Source organism: Streptobacillus notomytis, from assembly GCF_001902585.1.
Taxonomy (GTDB): Bacteria; Fusobacteriota; Fusobacteriia; order Fusobacteriales; family Leptotrichiaceae; genus Streptobacillus; species Streptobacillus notomytis.
Genome location: NZ_LKKV01000078.1, coordinates 1 through 1,656, shown reverse-complemented (window position 1 = coordinate 1,656; position 1,656 = coordinate 1). Strand labels below are relative to the sequence as shown.

Below are 1,656 nucleotides of genomic sequence, written 5' to 3'. Positions count from 1 at the left end.
ATTTTCTGCATCTTTTTCTTTAGTACTTGCATCATATCCTATAGCTATAGAGTTTTTAGCCTTTGCTCCCTCATTAGCATAGTTATTTGAACTTAATTTAGTTTTTTCCTCATCTGTTAATACACCTTCAATTCTGCTTTCTGATAAATCTTCTTCTTTTGCTTTTTCTAGATCTTCCATGTATTTATCTATGTCAAAGCTACCATTAGTCATATATTTCATATTATTCATATCTTCTAATTTTTTAATTGAAGTCGCTTTATCTTTTACATCTTTCTTTTCTAATTCATCTAATTTAGCTTTTAATGGTTTAACATTTTCTTCATTTATTGTTTCTCCATTTTCTTTTCTAGCTTTTATAGTCAGCATTTGTGTTTTTAATTTAACATAATTTTTGTAATCTATTTTCTTTCTTGCTATTTCCTTTAAATCATTTTCTGTATTTACTGAAAAATATCTAACCTTATCATCAGTTTCTTCTGTTGCCCCATCTAATCTATCTTCAAGAGTCCTAAGCTGAGCTACATTTACTGCATCTGAATCTCTATATCCACTAGCTACATTTACTATTCTTCTTTCATAACCCTTTTTACCTACCGATATTACTCCTACCTTAGCAGAACTCGGTATTGAATATGAACCTTTTGCAGTGTAACCTGGTTTATCTAAGTAATCCTGTGTATAATCTGTAGCTGATAAATATCCTAAAGCTACTGAATTATCTAATGTCGCACTTGTTTTGTTTCCTAATGCTAATACTGATTTACCATTATGACCTTCTTTAACAATATTATTTTCCTTTAAGTCTGTTACAATAGCATCATTACCTATTATGATAGAATCACCAGCACTACTGCCTCCCCATAGACGTGAGTTTATACCCAGTATTATTGAATTAGGTGCATAGGCTACTGATCCATGTCCATATACCATAGAGTTCTTTCCATCTATATCTACTCCAGCACCATTTCCAAATGTTACTGATCCTTCTGCTAAAGCCCTTGAAGCTATTCCAAGTGCTATTGAATTTTTATCTTTAGTATATGAATAAGATCCTATAGATATAGAATTTTCTTTAAGTGAAAATGAACCTCTTCCTAATGCTATAGCATTGTCTCCAAAGGCTCCTGATTTACTTCCTATAACTATAGCATTTTTTCCACTGCTTTTAGCTATGTCTTTTACTCCGTTTTTTTCTTCTGTTTTTATTCTTATTGAATTTGTTGCTTCCTTTGTATTTTTTATCTTTGCATTATTTAATCCATTTTCTATACCGTCTATATAGTTTTTATAATATGAAAAATAATCTCCACTTTTTAAATACTCTCCTTTTTGGGCTCCTGGTATATTATCTCTAGGTTGATCATCAGCACGACCTATGATAGTTTTTGCAACACCATTTAAATCAAATCCATATAGACCTCTTTTATCTTCTGTACTTCCTACTTCTCCATAATTAGCTAAATCTCCAAATAATCTAAGTTCAGCAGATCTTTGATTTCCACCTAACATTACTTTACTATCATAATCATAGTCAACATTAGAGTAAACATCTGTTCCTATTGCTATAGAGTTTTGTCCTCCTGAAATGGCTGAAAATCCATATGCTGCTCCACCCTCTGATAGAACTAATGTCTTATTACCTGAAGCTATAGC

General features: G+C 31.2%; 1 pseudogene. It reads right to left on the bottom strand.

The features are described 5' to 3' along the window. A pseudogene (locus BUE91_RS03025) lies at positions 1 to 1,656 on the bottom strand (adhesin); the annotation flags it as partial.